Origin of the sequence: Leptothoe sp. LEGE 181152, from assembly GCF_032906605.1 — a bacterium.
GTDB classification, from domain to species: Bacteria; Cyanobacteriota; Cyanobacteriia; order Phormidesmidales; family Phormidesmidaceae; genus Leptothoe; species Leptothoe turfae.
Genome location: NZ_JASATU010000009.1, coordinates 153,069 through 171,265, shown reverse-complemented (window position 1 = coordinate 171,265; position 18,197 = coordinate 153,069). Strand labels below are relative to the sequence as shown.

Genomic DNA, 18,197 nt, shown 5'->3' with positions numbered 1-18,197 from the left:
TGTAAGACGTTCTATGGAACGTCTCTTTAACTGGCTAGCAACATCTCAACCGTTTGCTTAATAAAGATCTCGTCTTCAGGATTCTGGTAAGGATTGCCAGCTCGATGGCCCCAAATGGAACGAATTGGAACGTAGTTACTTCCGGAGATTAGTTTGGCCTCTGCCTCACAATCTTCCGGTGTAAAGTACAGATCTGTTGTAGCAGGCATCACCAAGGTCTTGGCCGTAATTGACCCCATTGCTTTAACATAGTCACCCCCATAGATGGGATTATCTCCCACATTGCAGTGTAGCCACGTCTCAATCATTGCCAGTAAATTATGCGGATCGCGCCGTCGATAACCCGCTTCCCAACTCCGCAGCAGATAGTCTTCTAACGACCCATAGCCCCATGCCAGATAAGGCTTTGCTCGATAATAAGCTGGCGACGCAGCCCAGCTGGCATAAATCTGAGTAAACGTGTGAAACCCTTTTTCCGGTATCCCTTCAAATCGCTCACCATTCCAGGTGGGATCACCCTGTAAAGCAGCCCTCAAACTGTAGAGAAAAATCCGATTATGATCAGTAGTTTTAGCGGTGCCACACAATGCTGCAATCCGCTTCACCCGCTCTGGATAAAGTGCACCCCAATGATATCCCTGCTGGGCTCCCATGGACCAGCCGTATACCAGGGCTAACTGATCAATGCCTAAGCTGTCCAACAATGCAGCTTGGGCTCGCACATTGTCATAGTGGGTGAAGTAAAACCCTGGTCGCTTGGCATCCTGACAGGTGCTAGGCGATGTGGAAAGGCCGTTGCCAAACATATTTGGCATAATTACAAACCAGTCAGTGGGATCCAAAATACTTTCTGGACGCACCAACCAGTCAACATCACTGTGCTGTGCTCCGTAAGATGTGGGATATAGTACCCCATTACTGCGCTCTGAATTTAACTCTCCATAGGTTTGATAGATAATCTCTGCTTCAGGCAACACTACACCACACTGTAGTGGAAACTCTTTCAAAACAAAGCTGTTAGGAGACGTCATGATTCTGTTTACGAATGAAGTAAATGCAGTGCTCAATGCTCAATGCTCAAATCAAGACGTTAATCTCTTCCTAGACAGGTGACAGGGGGGATTATCCAAAGGGAAACTACCTCTTTTGAGGAGAGAAAGGATTAATGTTCTCTCTTATTGCAAAGCGCTAATAATTGATCGATTCACCTGGAAATATCCTGAATCGACTCGAGAGAAAGAATCTTTCAGTTTTTGGTGAGCCTTGGGCAACGCATGAAATGGAATCGACGGATAAAGGTGGTGTTCAGCGTGATAGGGCATATTCCACATCAAGAGTCGGAGCGGCCATATCGTTAATGTTGTGCGTGTATTTGTGAGAGGATTATCATCATTCATACACCCTGTATGCTCTGCAATGAGTACAAATCTGAGGAATGGCTGTCCTAACGCCAGTGGCAACAACCAGTAGGTGACAATAAACCAGGGATGCCCTAGGGCCGTGGAAAGTAGTGCGATCGCAATATATGTTCCTAACTGTAGCCGAGTTGACGAGATCACGTCTCCGTAGGAACTTTGTGGCAAAAAGTAATAATCTTCCAGTTGCCTAAAAGAAATCTTTAGATGACCTTTAATTTTGTCATACCACCAAGAAGCACCACTTAGCCGCCATAGATACTGGCCTAGATTTTCAGGTTTAGGATCATCCAGTTCTGGATCTTTTCCGGCAATTTGTGTATAGCGATGGTGCCACTTATGGTAATAACGATAGAACGTGCTGTTATAGAACGATAATAGACCCGCTAACCATCCCACAACATCATTGGTCCTAGAATTAGCAAATGCTGTCCGATGAACACATTCATGGGTTGGACAAAACATCATGGCAAGGCCGATCCCATAGAGCAACAGGGCGGGAAACTTTAGCCAACTGGACGCACTTCCCCACAGGTAGCCACTGACACCAAGCACAACTACATGTAAGGCTAACCTAGCTACACCGTCCAGATTAGTGCGTGTATTCAATGTCTTAAGCTCACAAACATCCAAGATTTTATGAGGTTTCGACACCGATACGTTAGGGGCTTGAGTCGAGTCAGTTAACATCTTTCCAACGTTGATGGGACAAGTGCTCAACGGTTCTGACATCTTGAACTCTTGAAACACTTGTTATAACAAGTAAAAAGTAGCACACCATAGCTGCTATAACAAGGCTAGGTGATATTTCATCAAATCCTGACATAGGCACTCTTCCATATGTCGTCAACATCTGTTCCTTTACACATCAGTATCTCGGAGAAGCTTCGCCAGCAAATTGAAGCAGGTGATTACTTGCCTGGTGAAAAATTGCCCAGCGAACATCAGCTGATGGAGGCTTTTAATGTCAGTCGGATTACGGTTAGACAAGCTGTGGCCAACCTAGTTAGTCAGGGGTTGGCACAAGCGCAACAGGGGCGGGGTGTTTTTGTCACTCCCAGGCAAAAGGTCGCCTATGCATTATCTAGCCCCTTGGTTTTTCTAGAACGAGATCTAGCACGTAAAGGGATTCAGTTCACATTTGAAAATCTTACTTTTAGAAAAATTCGTCCTTCTAACGCTGTGCAAACATCCTTACAGTTGCCTGATAAGTCAACAGTTTATCTGCAAAAAAAACTGCTGCATATGGATGGCGTCGTTGGTGCAGTGGATGTCAGCTATCTTGTACTGGAACTGGGGCAGCAGTTTGGTGCTCAGCTGAAGCGGCAAATGACATTTCCAACCCTTGAAGCTCATGGAATCGTCATTGCGCAGGTTGATGCAGTCATTGAATGCACGCATGCTGACTATGAAATCAGTGGTTATTTAGAAGTGCCCTTAGGTCAACCACTGATTGTGTATCGCTATACGGCTTACACCCATGATCAGTCCCCCATCTTACATGGGGAAACAATCTCGCGAGCAGATCGTTTTTGCTATTCTCTCTCCTTTGAGAAGTGAAAAATAGTCATCCAGTTTCAGGTGAATAAGATAGGAGTCCGGTGGAATCAGCAAATTATGTTGATGCTGTAGCGACTACGGGCATGTTAGTAGGAGATTCTTGGCTTGATTCAAAGCCTCTAACCCTAGCAATCACTCCTATGACAGCTAAATTCAAAAGTTCTCTAGCCACCGGGATAACTACCGGAGTTAATGCGACTAAACAGCTTGTTTCTATTCGCTGGAGTTTGCCCCTGTGTGTGGTCACCCCCTTAGTGTCTGGCATTCTTTTGACGAGCGGGTTGGCTTTTCGTAACGGTCAGAAAGCTGTAGATGAGCTAGTGGGAAAAATTAGTACAGAAGTTGCTGCCAATATTGAAAAACAGGTTGACAGCTACTTGACCAAACCATCGCTGATTGCTTCTGTAATTGAGACCGAGGTGGCTAGTGGCAATCTCAATATTCAAGATACTCGTCAGTTGGGGCAAACTCTCTGGACGTTCACCCAGTCCGATGAACTGACTAATAATCTTTTCTATGGCAATGAGTTGGGTGAGTTTGTTTACAGCGAACGTCAAGATGATTCAACTCGTATGGATTTTGTCGATAAAACCACAAATTTTCAACGCATTGCCTATGAAGTGGATACTAAGGCTAATCCAACAACCCAACTGACAGTATTCGACTACGATCCTCGGGTTAGAACTTGGTATAAAGAAGCCGCTTTCAACAAAGAACCTGTCTGGAGTCAGGTCTATATTGCCAATTCTAGGGCGGATCTTACCCTGACTCGTGCCACACCCATTTTTGATCAAAATGGCCAGCTACAGGGGGTATTTGGCATAGATGTTTACCTCTTTGAGCTCAGTGACTTCCTTAAAAACTTATTTGTTAGCCCTAATGGCAAAGCATTTATCATCGAGCCATCTGGAGATTTGATTGCAATTTCTGCCAATGAGAAGCCATTTATCGTGCAAGGAGACAAAAAACTACGTCTAGCGGCAAACAATAGCCAAAATGAATTGGTACGAGAAACTGTCAATCATCTGTTAGAGAATATCGATGATCTGAATCAGATGAAAAAGCAGTACTCCTTTAGATTTGATTTAGACGGGCAAACGCAGCACGCCCATATTTATCATCTAAAAGACTTAGGAGTTGATTGGATTATTGGAGTCACCATTCCTCAAGATGACTATATGGCCAAAATTCGAGAGACAGCTCAACATACCCTACTTATTGGTATTGGTATTACAGTGATTGCTTCTTTGTTAGCGCTAACCGCAGCCTTGCATATTATTCGTCCCATTAATAAGCTAAATCAAGCGGCAGATGAGATTAAGCGTAATCGGTTTAATCCGCGGACGTTAGCCCATGTTATTTCACGACCTGATGAGTTTAGTAAGCTTGCTAAACTATTTAATGATATGGCTACTGTGGTGATGAGCCGCCAACAATCTCTATCTGAGCAGGTTAAGTTGTTGAAAACAGAGATTGATCAGCATGGTAACGCTGGTGACGATCGTCAGCGGCTGGAGACATTGTTGAGACATGCTCAGCAGGTGCGACAAGCCTATAGAAATCGCTAGTTGAGACCAGGGATAATAGTTTTGCCGCTAGATTTATCAGCAATTACAGCAGTTGTTGCAATGCCGGTGTGAACAATACCCAAAGTACGGAATGGGTCCATAATGGGATCAATCGCTACGAATAAAACTAAGACAGCCTCCAACGGCAACTGTAACGGCTCTAGCACAATCCCCAGCATCGTTAATGTGAGAATGCCAGTAACCCCCGCTGTTGCCATACCGGCAAAAATAGATCCGACAATTACAACCATGATGCTAACTGGACCTATTGGCTTGTCATATAGCTGCATCACAAAAACTGAGCCCAAGGCAAAGTAAATGACTGAGCCAAATCGACAAAGTGTAATTGACAAAGGCGTAACCAGGTTTACAGTTTGACGACTAAAATTTAAGGCTTCGGTTAACTGGGCAATAGCTGATGGTAAACACGCTAAGCTGCTGGACGTCGCTAAGGCCAGGATGGTCGGCTCACGTAAAGCTGACAACACTTTAATGATGGACATCTTGGATTGTTGCCAGACCACTATCGTACTCAAAACATAGATGACTAAAAACGTGACTAGGGTAGCTATGACAAAATTAATCATTGATAACATCACATCTAGCCCCTGTTGAGAGAGCTGATAGGCTAAAAGACTAAAGAGGCCAAGGGGTAAAATCATGGTCAGCCAGTCAATTAGTTGATTAAATGTTTTATAAATGGCTTCTAAGATATCGAAACAGGGCTCAGTAACGCGATCGCGAATCAGCCCCAATGAAATACCGACAATAATGGAGAAAATCAGTACCTTTAATGTTTCACCCTGGCTCAGGGCATTAAAAATATTTTCGGGCACCAAGCTAATCAGAAATGAGGCCATCCCTCTGGAGGATTCTTCAGGAATTGGCCCTGTCAACGCCATTTCTAAATCAATGCCAGAATTATTGACCAGGACTCCTAGAGATTCCAGTGTTTTAGTAGATAGATTACGCCCAGGTCCCATCATAGCCGCCAGAATAACGGTTAAGCCACTGGCAGACAAGAGACCTAAAGGAAAGATTACCAAAATACGTTTGATATATTGAGCTGCATTGCTGCTCTGCATCAGTCGGCCAATGCTAGTGGTAATAGCGGCTAAAAGAATAGGTAAAACACACATCTTCAGTAACCCCAAGTAAAAATTACCGAGGGGTGCTAGCAAGATGGCAAATTCTTGATGTGTAGTACCGACATAGATTGCTAGTGCAACACTAATGAGAATTGCCCAGGGACTGCGTAACCATTTGAGTGAGAGAGTATTTGACCAAAACTGTTGTTTAGTCGCAGGATTAATCGTCATAATAAGCCCGTATAGATGTTGAACTTGTAGAGGCGCATAGCTGTTGATCCCTACTCTTTTTCATCGGTCTCTAGATGATCGGCATAGTCTTCTAGAACGGTGTCAGCTGTGTAGTCAAGACTATAGGTATCTAAATACTGATTAACAAAGTCTTGTAAATGTTGACTATCCCAAGGTAAGGCCATGGCAATTTGGTCTTGGGTGTCATTTAAGGCAATGGTTTGTAACCTGAGGGCTGCGTCTGGATTTTTATGAATAATTTTTTTGACTTCAAGTTCATCTCGATAAGCTGCCTGAATATCGCCATTAATGACAGCTTCTACAATGTCCTCCCATGTGGGATATTCTTGAATCGTGGATTTAGGAAACTTTTGTTTAATAAAACTAGCGTAAGATGAACCTTGAATAACACCCACGTTGCCGCTGAAGTTACGAATGGCTTCAATGACCTGATTCCCTTCGGTTTGTTTAGCCAGCTGCACCCGATTAACTAACAATCCCTGACGCATGGTGACATAGGGGCGGGAGAATCGCACCCGTTTGGCCCGACTGAGGGTGCGACTGAGCTTAGAAATAGCAATATCAGCCTTCAGTTGATATACCTGATCAACAACATCATTAAAGGTATTCGCTGAGCGGTTAAACTCTAAATCAACATCTAGGGCATCAGCTAATCCCTGGGCAATAGTAATGTCCAACCCCTTTGGTGTGTTGCCTTCTGTAAAAAAGGGAGTGTTATCGGTGCTAAGTAACGCGACGACTAATTTTCCGCGATCGAGAATGCGCTGAATATCAGGAGGCATCTCTGTCCGGGGAGCATGGATAGCTTCTTCTGTACCTGCAAGCTGGCGCTGAGTTTCAGTGCCAGCGATGCCATCTGGCTGTAGATTACGGTCTCTTTGAAATGCTTTAACGGCAAGCTGAGTAGATTTGTTATAGCTCCCGTCAATCTCTGCCTCAAAGTATCCTAAGGTATGCAATCGGGTCTGTAGCTGTTCAACAGCGGTCCCTTCACTCCCTAATCGCAGAGTATTTAGGGTATTAGCCAGGGCAGGCTGGGCAGCTAATTGAACCAGACCAATCAACAGGGTGACAACAAGGAGATGCGATACCCATCGAGGTAGTCGCAGTGACGATATATTAATCATGGGAAACTCTTGACTGACACAGTGGATGACTCTGAAATTATTCCGTAGGCAAGATCGAGGGTGAGATTGGCCATGATATCCAGGGGATCAATCCAGTTAATGGGTAGCTGGCTGAGTTGGGCAAGACCGATGGATATTTCTGTACATCCGGCGATTAACAGTTCTGCTCCTTGAGCCGCTAGCCAGCGAGAAGCAACGATCAGCTCGATGAGAGCAATGTCTGAAACCCAGGCACCCGTGGCTTTGATTCCCCAGTCCGGTGAGTAAATTGCTTCCATAATACGATGCTGAATAGGAGAACCTAAAGGGGGCAAAATTGGAGAGATCCCATATTGAGCAAGGCTAGTGGTATAGAGTTGCGATCGCAACGTTCCATCTGTTGCCAACACGCCCACCTGCCGTACATTAGGAAAACACTGAGCAATATAAGCCGCTGTTGCCTCCATCATATGTAGCCAGGGAATATCCAACTGTGCCTGCACCGTATGATAAAACCCATGGGCAGTATTGCAGGTTACCACTAAAAAACCGGCACCCATCGCTTCTAATAAACAAGCACTGCGCACCAGATAGGGAACACAGTCTGGTCCAGTCCCTGTCAAACTTTGAGTCCGATCTGGCGTAGACGCAGCACTCAACAACAACCAGTTAGGATGCTCCTGATCACACTGTGTTCCCCGTCGCGCACTATGGTGTAGCAGGCGTTGTTCGAACTCAATATGGGCCAACGGACCTAACCCACCCAAAATGCCTGGAAGCTTGACTTGCCGCTGGGAATTTTTGGGAAGATTATCTGCCATTATGTACCCATAGCTTTCCTGGGAGTTTGTTACTCCTTGAGGATGCCCAGTTGACTATGGGTTTTAGCAGAAAAATTGGCTATGGAACCTGAACCGTAAACTGTCCGGGATTCATAATTGTTATCACTCCCCCCCAAGTACACATGCACTTAGAACTGTTGTTAAGGGCTGGAAAGTTATTGATATTTACCGTAGGAGAACCTGGAACCCAGGGAGCTGGAATAACAGGTAAACAGGGCATGGGCGTCAGTACGCCCAGGGCAGCGGCAGTAGCGCTCGCCACAGTGGGATTAGCCAGGGAAGTACACATGCCAAAGGGAGGAATATTCACAATAGGCGCATAGTCCATGATGGTGGCGGCTAGAGGGCCAGAAGCCATGACAGGTGGTCCTTTGGGTAAGACATTTAAGACACTGGGTGCCACCCCAAAAGGGCATTTGAGCATGGCTCCAGCAACAACTTGCATTCCCATAATTTACCTCCAGTTAATTCAACTTCAACAAACTCCCTGCCACCTTCGTCATCCCCGAACACTGAACATTTACGGTCGCCTTCCCCTTCACATCCACCATCGAGCCCTCCATTTTCGCCGTTGCATTTGCCTTTATATTCACCTGAGTTCCCGAAATATCCACCCCCGTAGAACTCACAACAATCTTACTACCACCAACCTTAAGCGTAATCTTCGTCGCTCCGGTTAGCGTGATTTCACCGCCATTAATATTAATCTTCTCACTGTTACCACTCGTGCCTGATTTCGCATTAAGGCTACCGGTGGAGATAATATCTACCTTCTTGCCATTATCATCCATCGAAATTTGATGACCATTCTTAGTCTTAAGCTCTATCTTTTTATTCTTATCGTCAAACTTGAGCTCATGCCCGTCTTTCGTTTTGAGGTCAATATATTTATCAGTGTCATTGAAGTGAAGCTGATGCTTATCCACTGTGGTTAAATACACACCTTTTTTACTATCACCCTTATCTTCTTCCACAAATTGCAAAGTATGCCCTAGGCGAGTTTTTAGAGTTCTCAAACGAACCTTACCATTGGCAATGGTTTCCTCTGTTTTCTCCGGTGGTGCATCTTTACCGTTCCACACTCCCCCTAAAATGTAGGGTCGATGTATATCCCCATGTTCAAAGGCAACTAGCACTTCGTCGTTAATCTCAGGTAGCCAGTCAACCCCCCGGCTGGGTCCTGCTCCCATAGACACCACCCGTGCCCAGTTACTCATGTGGTCTTCGGTTAGAGTGGGCAGTTTTACCCTGACTCTTCCCCACCCTTTAGGATCTTTGTTATCGGCAACAACCCCCACCATTAGGGTCTGCCCTGGCAATAGCGTATTTTTAGTTTCCAACGTTTGTAACAAGTCGCCACCACGCAGTCCTCGTACCGAAAACTCAGTCATGTAAATGCGCTCGTGGAGCACATGCCGGGTCTCGGTAATATAGTAACTGCCGCTATAGTTACCCATACCCGTGAGTTTAACCACTCGCCCTGGTCGGATTGACGGATCGCCCTCACTGCGAGCATCAGCCTGGACAAACTCTCCACCCACTTCGTCATAGAGCGCCTGAGCCATCGTTTGAGCCTCTTTAGCTTGGGAGATCGGCTGATCAACCATGATTAACGTCGGTGTTTTGGGTTTACCATCAAAGCTGCTAACAGTTTTACTACCGTCACCACTATCGGTATCAGTTAAAACCTGTTTTGCTTTACTAATGGTTTCAGAAATTACCTCTTTTCGGCTATAATCCCAACCCCGCACTTCCACACTTTTGACCTGCTCAGCACTGCTTACGCGCACACGAAAACTGTGGATATCCTGTAGCCATTCTAGGGACAGAGTGCTGTCTTTTGTCGGTTTACGAAAGTTGAGCTTGCCATCTTGAACAAATAGTTCAAACCCATGGCGAACAGCTCGTTCCCGCAAAAACTCCATATTGGTCTGGTTCTGCTGAAACACATAACCACTAGAACCACCGATATCTCCGTACCCATAGGGTCCTCCGGTGGAGTCCACTGTCCCTGTAGAAATACCAACTTCTGAGGCAACGGATTTAACAATATCAGAATCCGTTTTATTTTGAAATGAACGATTATGACGTCCTCGATGCAAGCGATGGGAAGCATCGTAACCACGAATAATGATAGGAGCTTGGGCTTCACTGGTGAAATGGGTTTCAATCGCTGTGATTTCTCCTTTGATCACCGTGCCTTTGTTCTCTTCGTCAAATTCGTCTGACTCGGTGGTACTGGAGGTAAACCCGATTTCTATCGATTTGCCAATCTCAAATAGTTTCTCGTGTTTCCAGACTTGATAATTTTCTTCACCAGCGTAGTAATCATTCTGAATTACCAGGGTAAACATTCCTGGCAGATGTAAACTTTCCTCCACCACGATTTGTAAAAGATCCTCCATTAAATCACTGGAGGCGGCTTTGCCATCGATCTTCAGTGTAGGTGTGGCGACAAACTTGGTGGCAGCCATAAAGAAGCTTCTTACAAAGAGAACTTGATTTTAAAGAGGTAATGTCAACAGAACATGGAGGTAATTACCAGTTTCTGAAAATAAAAAACAATTGCTTTTACGTATTTTCACGTCAAGCTCCTATTGCCCCCTGCTCCCTTGCCATCTGCCTTTCTATAACAAATGGCCAGGCACAAGGCCATCTCCTACTTAGTTTCATGCCCTCGTTTTTATCTAGCGGCTACTGCTGCCTCGGCTAGGCGTGCCTGTATTACCTGAGCCACTGGTCTCACCAATTTCTTGCAGAGTTATATCCACTGTTGCCCTTACTGGAGTGCCATCAGGCAAAAACATAGTTAGCTTATAGGAAAGTGACTGAACAAAACAACGTAAATATTCTTGTTTTCCCCAAGTAAAGATATACATAGGAGGACGTTCTTTACTGTCTAAGAATTCAACCGCCTGTCGAAAATTTTCGATGTGTTTGTCGAGTACATTTTCGCCTGTCTCATAGGTGTCAAACATCAAACCACCAAGGGTGATGCTATAGGGGTCCGGTGAGCCAAAGCTAATTTTAGGAACACCATCATCCGTGCGGGCACCACCAGACGAATTGAGATTCATCTTACGACTAAAACTCAATTCAGTTGGATTAAACATAAACTCGATATTGCTACCACCTCCTTGGGCAATGAGTTTGGCTTTGACAAATTGGCTCATGGTTCGATCTAATGTATGGTTCGATCTAATGTTCGGACGGATAACTTTTCAAATTTAATTGAGGTTTATCTAGGGTATTTAGGTCCTCTACGCTCCTGTTCTAAAGAAAGTCGTTGTCGCAATAGGCTATAAACTTCTTGAACTAGCATCTCTAAATACTTGCTGTAGTTGTGGCTATCATCGGTTTGTGCATCGGCTGATACAGTAACCGTAGAGGAATTGTCTGGACTAGCTTGAATAACTGTGGGCTTGGTCGAAGATACTGGGCTTGCTACTTGGTGTTGAACAGTAACTGTAGCTGGCTTGGCAAGTTTGACAGTGGGGCTTGCTGACGTTATTTGGCTAGGTTTTGATGTTGATTTTCTAGCAGTGGGGCTAGACTGTTGAGAAGATGCTTTTTTCGTAGACTGATGACCTGACAATTTACGCTGTACAGGTGTCACTAAATTTTCTAAATTAGACCCATTGCCAGGGATATTGGTAATAGCATGTTGCTGTTGACTAGAACCATTGTTAACGTTAGAGACCTGGCGCTGAATTGTGTCAGAGTTGGTCTTTGATGGTTGCGTTGTAGATTCTGAATCTGTATTTGTAGGTTGATCAAAGGCAGGGGAGTTCTGTGGGTGACTGTTGGTCAGGTCTGCAACTAATGATTCTAGATTAGACCACTCACCAGGAATATCGTTGATTGTCTGGCGTTGAATTGTGGAGCTTGATGAGGGTAACTCTGAGGCAGTAGAGTTACCTTTCAGGGATGTTTGAGATGTTTTACCGTGTAACGATGGCAATGGTTCCAACACGCTTAGCGATCTGAGTACCGCTAGCGATTGTTTCTGTCTAGAAGGGGTTAAGACATCTTTATGAGTTGAAGTGATACTCGTGGATATAGATGTCGCTGACTTGTCTTTTGTCTCTGAAGAACGTTGTAACTTTGGGGAATCGAAGGCGATATTCGACGAACGTTGTCCAGTAGATTTCAAGCTTGCAAATTCTCCTCTACCAGACTCAGGCGACTGAATTTGAGTATCACCTAACTGCATCGAAGAATTGTTTGATGTCCCAAACTGAGTAATCTGCTCAGCCACAGAATCACTAATCACGTCCCGTTGGACTGTAGTTGGTTCTATGGGAGTCTGTTTGGATTCAGATAGTGTGTTGTCAGCTAGGCCATGCTTCCTATTCTCTTGCGATGGCTGTAGAACAGGTGGCTGGCCACTTATTGCAGACAAGTTGCTTCCGTTAGGATGATTGGACCGCTGACTGTTTTCTAACGGTGTCTGGTTCAATGGTAATGTGGCTGATTTGCTTACTTCAGACCGGTTGAAATTGGCAACTTGACGCTGTATAGGTGAATCAGGCGTTGGACTGTTTGCGCTATCAGAATGCCGCGTCGTTGGTTCTTGGATATTGGTTACATTATTAACCGACCTCGTCCGAGATGGAGAACTGTCAGTTAGCTGACCTGGCTTAGGCACGCGTTGAACCGATGGCGTTGCGTCAGAGCCTAGCGCAGCATCATGTAGTTCATTAATCTGAGTTTCTGACCAGCCCTTAAGAGATGCTGCATCCGTTTGGTTTAAGACATCGGGATCTGACGCAGTAGGCTGTGTTAGATCAGTAGTACGTTGAACTGAGCCTGTTGAGGTGACATCAGATTGTCCATGACTTGATTTCTGAATCGTCTGGCTTTCCGTTAACCTATCGGGATGATCTGTATCCGTTGAGTTTAAGGTTGATGTTGTTTGACTTGCCTCAGTTACGTGTTGAATCGAAATGGCTGACGTAGCAATAGGTTGAACGTTATTTAATTTGCTAACTTGATTCTCTTCTGATGAGTCATCAAAAGATTGAGACAGACCATAGGGAATTGATTCACTCGGCTGTGTTGAGTCAGGGACTCGTTGGATTGATTCTGTTGGCCCAGAAATGGCTTGCTCATGGTTTTGTTCTTGGATAATCTGATCTATTGATGAGCGATCAGGGGGTGCTATATTTTCTTGGCTAGGTTTATAGACATCTAATGCGGTGGGCTGACTTGACTCGGTTGCACGCTGAACAGACGTTGCTGAGTGAGAAATGGATTGAACATCCTTTAAATTCTGAGTCTGAGCTTCGCCTGATAATTTGTTGGAAGATTGGGTTATCTCATCAGGAGAAATGGATGTGGTAGTTTGTGTGACTTCGTTAGTGCATTGAATCGGATTGATTGAGTCAGAAATGGAGTGTACATCACTTACTTCTTGAATGATCTGCTCTGCTTTCTGAGGACAAGATATGTCCGTTTCAATTGAGCCTGGTGATGCTAAGTGAACTGACTCATATACACGTTGGACCGGCACTTCCAAACTAGATGTAGCAGCTTGAAGGTCTTTCAATACGTTGACTTGAGTTTCTTTCGAGCAATCATCAGAAGATTGGGTTAGCTCAGGAGAAACGGATGAAGTTAATTGAGGGGAAATAGTACGTTGGATTGAGGTTGGTGCACTAGAAATGGGACGCTCATCACTCGATTCTGGAATATCCTGGGCCGCTTTCAAGCTGTCAGGAATGGCTACATCTGTTTGGTTTGACTGATGAGAACCTGATGCGGTGGCCTGGTTTAAATTAGTGGCACGTTGAACCATCTCTGTTGGGCCAGATGTTGGATCAGATGTTGGGCCAGATGTTAGGCCAACAACGGATTGACCAGTACTCGATTTCTGAATAGTAGTCTTGACCTCAGGCGCATGATGAGGGTGAGCGATGTCTGTTGGGATCGGGGCTGATGTGATTGTTTGACGTGGTTCATCCGCACATTGAATTGATCCTGCTGAGGTGGCAACGTGTTGAACATTGCTTGATTCGTTAACCTGAATGTCTGGAAAATTGTCAGGAGACACTCTATCGGCCTCAATTGAGGTTGCTACTGTTGGCTCAACAGTAGTATGTTGAACAGGTTCAGCTGAGGTAGACGTATCTTGAGTATCACTCTTATGATTGAATTCAGTCTCTGCTGACTGCTGAGAAGACAGTTGAGATAATGGCAATTGAACAGCTATAGAATTATTGCCTACATCGCTTGAACTTAGAGACCTTTGAACCTGACTATGGGAAGTATTTTGAGCTATTGTTGGAAGATCTGGTGTGACTGATGCTTGACTGACTGCAGTTTGGTCTTGAGGAGATATCTGATCAGCAACGTTCTTACTTTGTATAGGCTCTATCGTAGAACGCTGAACAGAACCCATTGACTCAGGTGGTATTGCTGGAGTCCCAAGATCTAATGCTGGCCTGTTAAATGTGGGATCTTGCTGATTAGATAGTGTCGGATCCTGCTGATTAGATAGGGACAGTTCTATCTGTGAATATATAGATGGTGAATCCTCAATATTGTCTGGCACGCCAGACAAATCGCTGGGCTGTCGTTGGATTGGGGCTGAGGCCGTTGGAGACAAATTCGCCTGGGGTGATATTTCAGTCTGGTCTAATGCAGTCTGGATTTCAGGGGAAGAGGTTAGTGGATTGGCGGCGAATGCCAACTGGTTTGCGGCTTGAATCCCATCTGGAGCAGCAGAGGGCTGAAGATTTTCCTGTTGGTTGGAATCAGTTGATGGCGCTGATGTAATCTTACTAGGGTTGACAGCTTGCTGCATCGAGATAGACGGCTGCGACTCATCTTTTGATTGAATCTTGTTCTCAGTCGAAAAATCTCTTTGGGGAAGGATTTCATTTGAGTCAAAAGATTGGGATTCAGTATTAGATGCCTCTGAAAAGCACTGAATAGATGAGTCCTTAAGTGGTACTTCTGGAGTGAAGGAAGCACTGGCACCTTTAGTATCAGATAGTTGAGTTGGGTTTATCTGATGTGATTCGTGAGACACTAATGGAGTTAATTCAATCGATTCAGCTGCCCGCTGACTTGACTTGACTGAATTAGAGATAGATTGAATGTCGCTTGAAAACTCATTTGTCTGAGGGTCATTGGGCAACGGTTGAGCTGCATTAGCTGAACCCAATTTGTCAGAAACTGAGTTGAATGGCGACTTGGATTCGGTTACCCGTTGAATTGATTCAGTTTGGTGGGAAAGGGATTGACTCGAGATTGAGACATCAGGCAATGAAGCCTCGGAAGGATTGTTGCTAGGGGGTTGTTGAGAAACAGTTGGTTGGTTAGAAGCGCGGGAGATTAGTGTATCGGCTTGACTATAGGTAATATCAGTTGTGGTTAATTCAGAATGTAACTGTTGAACTGAAGGAGATTTATCTGGTTCGATAGTCTGTGGACTCTCTGCTATGTCTGTTGCTCGCTGGAGAGTGCTATGAATATTCGCTGTCGGTAACGTATTAGAGTGATTATTTGATTTGTGTGCGATCGCATCCCCAACCACCTGCGTTGTTTCTACTGGCTCTGGTTCATTAGAGACCTTGGGTGACCCTGATAAATCAACTCTCCGTTGAACTGATTCTTCTGAGTTAGCAACAGATTGACTATGGCCCAAATTCTGACTAGTCTCAGTTTCGGCAAGGTTATTAGCCGATAGCTGAGTTGCATCTGTTTGGTCAAAGTCAATAGACTGGTCTGTGTCTACTTGCGCTGATTTGTTAGACTCCCCAGTTGACTGAATTAAATCCGCTGAGCGTTGAACTGGTGATTCCAAATTATCACCGGATTGATCATTACCTGAATTCTGAAGAGTCTCAGTTTCGGCAAGATTATTAGCCGATAGCTGAGTTGCGTCCGTTTGGCCAAAGTCAATAGACTGAGTTGTATCTACTTGCGCTGATTTGTTAGACTCCCCAGTTGACTGAATTAAATCCGCTGATCGTTGAACTGGTGATTCCAAATTATCACCGGATTGATCATTACCTGAATTCTGAAGAGTCTCAGTTTCAGAACGACGATTAGCCGATAATTGGGGGCTGTCTGTCTGACTAATTTCACTCAAAACTGAGTCTGAGCCTGAGGACTGAGGTGTTTTAGCTACTCGTTGAATGGGGTCAACCTGGTTAGGTATTTTCTCGAAAAGGCTACACTGGCTGGAATTCTCCCCTTTTATGGAAGTAGTGCTATTATCCCGACTAGGCATAATAGGGTCTCCCAGATTCTCAGAGGGATAAGACTCAAAGCCCTCAGAATTTGGGGAGTGGCTTCGATGTGAGGCTCCGGCGCTGATCTTAGCCGAACCGCTCAGCCGAACGGGGTCTGAATAATGGTTAGCTTTTTTCCTAGAAATATCCTTAGGTATGGACGGGGTTGGATGGGGATTATTGAATAATGTTTCTGACAGATTACTTGCAGACGGCTGACCTGTGTCTACTTGGCTGGAGTCATGGGAGCCTTCTATTGTCTGAGATGATTCAGCTACACGTTGAATCAGTTTGGGTGCATCAGTAACAGATTTCTCAGTGCTCAGTGCATCAGTTGAGTCAGCCGCTGATGCATGACTGAGAGACTCTTGCGATCCAGATAGTTGATGGTTTGAAGAGTTACCTATATTACTAAAATTAGGTGACTTTTGAATTTCAGAATGAGCAGCTATCTGATCGGTCACTGATGGCTCTGATATAGCAAAATCCTGACTGACTGGAGTTGGTCTCTGCGCGGGTGATTGGATACCCTGATCACCGATATCAGATCCAGCTATAGCCCGTTGAATAGGATCTATTGTGGAAGATAATGTCTCAGGTGTCGCTGTGCAGTCGAATGATTGACTAGAATTATCTGATTTCAGATCTAGAGTTTCTACCTGAGTTAGCTCTGCTTGTGAACTGTTATCACCAGCATTGATTGTTTGTTTAGATAACAGATCAACCTTTCTTTGAATTATATCTGGGCTATCTGAATTCGAATGAGACGATGCTTTAGCCTGGTCTAAGGCAATCTCCTGAGTTTCAAGAAGGGCCGATAATCCATTGGGGGCTGTCGGTTGCTGATTGGACGCTAGTTGAATATCATCATGGGCAATACTCGTTTCACCAGAGGAGGATAAATGGCCAGGTGGCTGCTGCGACTCATCACATCGTTGAACAGGCGAGTCAGTTGCACGTGTTCCTAAAGTTGGCCCTATCTCAATATTGGGAGACGGATTTGAAGTTGTGGGTTTTGTATACTCTACCCTTGATTGAGTTCCTCCGTCCGCAGACTGTCCAATAGTTGGGTGATGCTGAGTAGCTCGTTGAATCGGAGAAGATAATTCTCGCAGACTCTGAATGGATTGGTGAATATCAGTTGAGCCCAGTCCCATAGGTGGCGGCTGGGCAACCGCATTTTGCTTATTATTGTTGACCGTATCTGCGGCCCTCTGTAAACTGCTGGGGGCAGTTTCTTTTGATGCCTTAGAGATAGTAGTGGATGAATCAACTGTATTTGAATCTGAAGTTGAGCCTGACTCAGCAGTTAGAGACAGATCTAAAGATTCTTGGGGTTTCAACCCTAACCCAGCTTGAGTTTTTATGTTGGTAGATGGCCCAATCTTTGGATTATCCTGGTTAGTCGATTGTTGAATTGGAGACGATTCACGGAGACTCTGAACGGATTGGTTAATATCGGTTGAGCCTAGGCCAATGGGAGACTGTTGAGCGGATGTTGGTAGATGTGGTTCCGCAACAGATTCAACAGATTGAGGACTATTGGCAGGGGATACTTGGGGATGATTGGATGTATTGTTGCGAGTATTCTCAGCCGTTAACCGTTGTATGGTCTGAGCCTCAATTGTCGCAGAGACCTCATGGGTCTCAGAAGGGTCAACATCTGTTATTTTGTGAGCAGCCTGAAAATTTGATGTAGATGCATGGGTTGGAGATGCTTGGGCAGTAGACTGATGAGGGGAGAGATGAGGCGAGGGATGCGGGGAGGGATGTGCGATCGCATCAGAACGACCTTCTACCTCTGGCGAAAAGTAACGCTGCAAACGGCTACGAAAAGAGGCAGTCTGCTCGACGGAACTAGGTGTATTTTCTCCCTTAACGCGCGATTTTGCATGGTGAGCTGAAGGTGCTGGCGTGTCTACACTACGCGCAACTGTATTATCTGCGATGCTGGATTGCGATGCATGATCTGTTCCGTCAGAGGTAACGGCAGGAAACCCATGGGGATAAAACGTTTTAAGATCTAAGATCGCTAACGATGACGTCCCCAACGAATGTCGCTGTACCCCACTACCCAGGTTACGAAATGCGCCTAAGGGAGACGTATGCCCCAGCTGTCTTGCCAT

11 protein-coding genes are annotated in these 18,197 nt (G+C 45.1%); 2 read left to right on the top strand and 9 right to left on the bottom strand.

Annotation, left to right across the window (positions count from 1 at the left end; translation table 11 throughout):
• Positions 1-26: 26 nt before the first annotated feature.
• Together QGP82_RS05985 and QGP82_RS05980 are read right to left on the bottom strand one after the other, a co-directional pair.
• A complete protein-coding gene (locus QGP82_RS05985; RefSeq protein ID WP_499057693.1) occupies positions 27-1,031 on the bottom strand; it encodes an alpha/beta fold hydrolase in 1,005 nt (334 codons plus the stop codon).
• Between the two features lie 144 nt (positions 1,032-1,175).
• Positions 1,176-2,105 (bottom strand): fatty acid desaturase, encoded by a 930-nt coding sequence (locus QGP82_RS05980; RefSeq protein WP_499057691.1) that lies wholly within the window; start codon positions 2,103-2,105, stop codon positions 1,176-1,178.
• A gap of 150 nt (positions 2,106-2,255) precedes the next feature.
• Between QGP82_RS05980 and QGP82_RS05975 the strand changes: the two genes are divergently transcribed.
• Positions 2,256-2,975: a GntR family transcriptional regulator gene (locus QGP82_RS05975; RefSeq protein WP_163697101.1), complete on the top strand. Its 720-nt coding sequence runs from the start codon at positions 2,256-2,258 to the stop codon at positions 2,973-2,975.
• Between the two features lie 140 nt (positions 2,976-3,115).
• Positions 3,116-4,543: a PDC sensor domain-containing protein gene (locus tag QGP82_RS05970; protein WP_163697102.1), complete on the top strand. Its 1,428-nt coding sequence runs from the start codon at positions 3,116-3,118 to the stop codon at positions 4,541-4,543.
• Here QGP82_RS05970 and QGP82_RS05965 read toward each other — a convergent pair.
• From QGP82_RS05965 to QGP82_RS05935, 7 genes are all read right to left on the bottom strand, one after another.
• A complete protein-coding gene (locus tag QGP82_RS05965) occupies positions 4,540-5,862 on the bottom strand; it encodes a dicarboxylate/amino acid:cation symporter (protein WP_163670577.1) in 1,323 nt (440 codons plus the stop codon). The two genes, QGP82_RS05970 and QGP82_RS05965, sit on opposite strands and share 4 nt — an antisense overlap.
• Positions 5,863-5,912: 50 nt before the next feature.
• Positions 5,913-7,010, bottom strand: coding sequence for a peptidoglycan-binding protein (locus tag QGP82_RS05960; RefSeq protein ID WP_163697104.1), 1,098 nt, complete (start codon positions 7,008-7,010; stop codon positions 5,913-5,915).
• Positions 7,007-7,810, bottom strand: a complete 804-nt coding sequence (locus QGP82_RS05955) for an aspartate/glutamate racemase family protein (protein WP_163670573.1) — start codon at positions 7,808-7,810, stop codon at positions 7,007-7,009. The genes QGP82_RS05960 and QGP82_RS05955 overlap by 4 nt, the downstream gene beginning before the upstream one ends.
• A gap of 79 nt (positions 7,811-7,889) precedes the next feature.
• Complete coding sequence (locus tag QGP82_RS05950; protein WP_163670571.1) at positions 7,890-8,282, bottom strand: DUF4280 domain-containing protein; 393 nt, start codon at positions 8,280-8,282, stop codon at positions 7,890-7,892.
• 13 nt (positions 8,283-8,295) lie between these two features.
• Positions 8,296-10,305 (bottom strand): VgrG-related protein, encoded by a 2,010-nt coding sequence (locus QGP82_RS05945; RefSeq protein ID WP_163670569.1) that lies wholly within the window; start codon positions 10,303-10,305, stop codon positions 8,296-8,298.
• Between the two features lie 213 nt (positions 10,306-10,518).
• Positions 10,519-11,004 (bottom strand): CIS tube protein, encoded by a 486-nt coding sequence (locus QGP82_RS05940; RefSeq protein ID WP_163670567.1) that lies wholly within the window; start codon positions 11,002-11,004, stop codon positions 10,519-10,521.
• Positions 11,005-11,069: 65 nt separating this feature from the next.
• Positions 11,070-18,197, bottom strand: coding sequence for a hypothetical protein (locus QGP82_RS05935; protein WP_499057687.1), 7,128 nt, complete (start codon positions 18,195-18,197; stop codon positions 11,070-11,072).